Annotated in this window: 7 protein-coding genes; all 7 read left to right on the forward strand. The window is 38.7% G+C overall.

Features of this window, described 5'->3' with window-relative positions; translation table 11 throughout:
- The coding region (locus ACFIMW_RS08915) for a crossover junction endodeoxyribonuclease RuvC (protein ID WP_375608854.1) at positions 1–372 on the forward strand (372 nt) is incomplete at its 5' end.
- A complete protein-coding gene (locus ACFIMW_RS08920; protein ID WP_375640198.1) occupies positions 362–727 on the forward strand; it encodes a DUF1376 domain-containing protein in 366 nt (121 codons plus the stop codon). The genes ACFIMW_RS08915 and ACFIMW_RS08920, both read left to right, overlap by 11 nt.
- Complete coding sequence (locus ACFIMW_RS08925) at positions 717–1,067, forward strand: DUF1376 domain-containing protein (RefSeq protein ID WP_375608852.1); 351 nt, start codon at positions 717–719, stop codon at positions 1,065–1,067. The genes ACFIMW_RS08920 and ACFIMW_RS08925 overlap by 11 nt, the downstream gene beginning before the upstream one ends.
- Positions 1,057–1,380, forward strand: coding sequence for a DUF1376 domain-containing protein (locus ACFIMW_RS08930; RefSeq protein WP_375608851.1), 324 nt, complete (start codon positions 1,057–1,059; stop codon positions 1,378–1,380). Before ACFIMW_RS08925 ends, ACFIMW_RS08930 begins: the two co-directional genes overlap by 11 nt.
- The gene (locus ACFIMW_RS08935) at positions 1,370–2,407 is read left to right on the forward strand and encodes a DUF1376 domain-containing protein (protein WP_375608850.1); all 1,038 of its coding nucleotides are present in this window, start codon (positions 1,370–1,372) and stop codon (positions 2,405–2,407) included. Before ACFIMW_RS08930 ends, ACFIMW_RS08935 begins: the two co-directional genes overlap by 11 nt.
- Complete coding sequence (locus ACFIMW_RS08940; protein ID WP_375608849.1) at positions 2,367–2,819, forward strand: hypothetical protein; 453 nt, start codon at positions 2,367–2,369, stop codon at positions 2,817–2,819. Before ACFIMW_RS08935 ends, ACFIMW_RS08940 begins: the two co-directional genes overlap by 41 nt.
- Before the next feature lie 191 nt (positions 2,820–3,010).
- Positions 3,011–3,305: hypothetical protein (locus ACFIMW_RS08945; protein WP_375608848.1), on the forward strand; the 295-nt coding region annotated here is incomplete at its 3' end.

Consider the following 3,305-nt stretch of genomic DNA (forward strand, 5'->3'; position numbering starts at 1 on the left):
CGTTTTGAAGGCGGTGGAATGCGTTACTTGCGTTTTAAACAATGGCTATCAGAAATAAAGCAGACAGCAGGTCAAATTGACGCGGTGTATTTTGAGGAGGTGAGGCGTCATGTTGGCACGGATGCAGCGCATGTTTACGGTGGTTTATTAGCAACATTAACGGCGTGGTGTGAACATCATCAGATACCGTATGAGGGGATACCGGTAAGTACTATTAAGAAAGCGACGACGGGGAAGGGGAATGCGTCGAAAGAAGAGATGATAGAGGCAATGTGTATTAAAGGACACAAGCCATGTGATGATAATGAAGCAGATGCTTTAGCAATTTTACATTTAGTTAAAGAAAGGGAGATCTCAAATGATGTCCAATAATAAAGTGGCGTTTGTAAAATTTAGTACAGATCAGTTTTTAAAAGATCTTATGGGATTAAAAGCGACCGAGAAGGCTGTTTATACAACACTTGTGTTGCTAATGAATGATAGGAAAGCGCCTCTTATAAATAATGCGTCTTATTTATCAAGTTGGTGTGGGTGTTCAATAAGAACGTTTCAAAAGACCTTAGAGACTTTAATAAGCACGGATCATATTACGCGTTTAGAGAATGGGTGCTTATGGCATAAGTCACTAGCTTTTGATTATAGCATTAGCAAATTTTCAGAGAGAGCTTCGAAAGCAGCTTTAGCAAGGTGGAGTAAGAAAAGAGAGGAGGCAATACATGTCAACTAAGTTGCCATGGACGAGGCTTTTTGCAGACAGATGGCTTCTTACTCTTGGTTTTTTGTCGCCGACCGAGAAATGTATCTATGTCATGTTGCGACTTCTAATGCTCCATACTGGTGAACCTATTTTAAAGGACTTAACGGTATTAGCTTTTTGGGTTGGTTATCCAGTAGAAGAGTTTGAAGCAGCTTTGAATTCCTTGATTGAAGGTGGCTTCATCATACGTTTAGACAATGGTGGGTTGTGGAATTCAGAAGTTGAAAAAGAACTCAAAAACGTCACTGAAGAGCTAGATAATTTCACTTGCAATAATAATGAAGAAGGGGAGGTGAAGTATGTCAACTAAGTTGCCATGGACGAGGCTGTTTGCAGACCAGTGGGCAATAGTTGTTGATTATTTGCCTGCTGTAGAGGGCAATATCTATATGCGATTACGGTTACGTATGTTGCGTACTGGTGAACCTCTTTTTTATAATATTAAAGTTTTATCTCATTACACTGGTTATTCAGTGAAGAAGTTTGAAGCGGCACTGAATGTTTTGCTTGAAGAAGGATATCTCATTCGTTTAGCAGATGGTCGCTTGTGGAGTTTACAGGTTGAAGAGGAATTAAAAGAAGCAGCTTTTATTGAAGAGCAGGAGGGTAATTATGGCAAATAAATTACCTTGGGTACGTAATTTTTATCAAGAGTGGATTATGGACTTTGCTGGCACTGATGCAGCAGAAAAAGCCACTTATAGTACACTCACTGCTTTTATGTATAGAACTTGTGAACCTCTTTATGATGATGCCTCTGTTTTAGCACGTGCTGTTGGCTGTTCAGTACAAACTTTTAAAAAATCATTAGAAAAACTCATTCGAAAAAAATTAATTATCCGCTTGGAAAATGGAAATTTATGGAGTGCACAAGTTGAAGAAGAGTTACTAAATTGCAATGAGAATTTAGAAAAATCTTCAGAAAAGGCATCAAAAGCAGCAAAAGCTAGATGGGATAAAAACAAAGATAAAAGTAATGATGATGCACGTGCAATGCATGAGCAATGCTTGGAAATGCACAATAACAATAACATATATAATAAAAAAAATAAAACTATCGTTTTATCAAAAAAAGAAACTGAATTTGAAGATTTAGAAACAACCGATTTGGTTTACGAGCCAATCGAGGTTGATGCGATTGAAAGCCAAGAAGATCAAATCGCAACATCATCAGACAACCAACCTCCCATTCACGAGCAAGAAAACGTTCCGAAAAAAGCCAAGCGGGTTAAAGTCGATAGAGGCTGTCGATTGCCTGCGGATTTTGAACCCGATTACGATTTTGCAATCGAAGAGGGCTTTCCTCCAGAGCGAGTGAAAGTCGAAATCGCAAAATTTAGAGATTATTGGAATGCCAAGGCAGGTAAGGACGCATGCAAAACGGATTGGCAAGCAACATGGCGCAACTGGGTACGCAAGGCAATTGAAGATTTACAGAAAGGAAAAATTTATGGAAAGCCAAGCAATGAAAAAACAGTACAGCAGCGTGGATGGAGTTATCGCGTTGCACAGCACATGTCCAATATCAAAAATTCAGATAGTGTGTACAAATTTCTATTCGAGGATGACAACCGAACCACCATTCCATTGGAAAACGGGGCAAAAGCCATTGATTGCAGAAGCGGAGAGAATTACTTCATTAGTCCATGATGCGTTTCAAAAGCTTGAAAAGAAAGCAACCGAAGAAGAAATTCAAACAACGTATCTTGTCCTTTCAAATGGACTTAAGAGCCCCATGGGATCAGATGAGAAAGCGACAGCACTTGCGTATTTTTACGCTCTTGAAGGCATAAGCAGTTGGATATTGCAAACAGCAACAAAGAACGCTTTGAAAGGCAAAGCCGAGGGTTTAAACGCAACCTTTATGCCGTCAACAGCAGATTTTTATCGTTATTGCGCAAAACTTGAAAGCGATATTCGCTACCAAGCCAATCGCATTCTCAAGAACCTTGAAAAGCCGGAGATTAAAGCCACAGATCAAAAGCTGGCGATATCATTAGAGCGCATGGAAGAGCTAAAAAAAGAGCTTAAAGAGGTTTTAAAAGGGATTGAAGATAAATAGCAAATTAGTGAAGTTTGGTATTCATATTGGATTAGATATGCGTTTAAATTGACAGAAAGGCACCGTACAGAGCGATTTAAAGATTTTATGATAAAACCACATTGAAATTAAAAATGCTTCTGTACGGTACATTTTAAGGCAAATAAACCCATTGGTAAAGTTATGGATTTAGATAGGGGATATTAAACCAAATGTTTTTAAAAAAACGTAAACAGCCTATGCAAAAAAAGTTCGTTGCAACAGCGGTTGGATATACACCATGGGGATTAGGGGTAGCAGAGTATTTTTACAATCTCTATGAATACGAAGATGGATCAAGAGAATATGAGGAATTCGATGGTGGTCAGTATCATGATATGCCTAACAAAGTTGATTACAGTACCAAGGCTCAAGTGAAAGCGTGGGTTTATGGGGGTGATTTGCCAAGAAGTGTATTGAGTTGTGAACCTTTGATAGATGAGGTAAATGCGAAAATCAAAAAACGTA

Source organism: Bartonella sp. AC329YNZD (assembly GCF_042196685.1).
In the GTDB taxonomy this organism is placed as follows: domain Bacteria; phylum Pseudomonadota; class Alphaproteobacteria; order Rhizobiales; family Rhizobiaceae; genus Bartonella.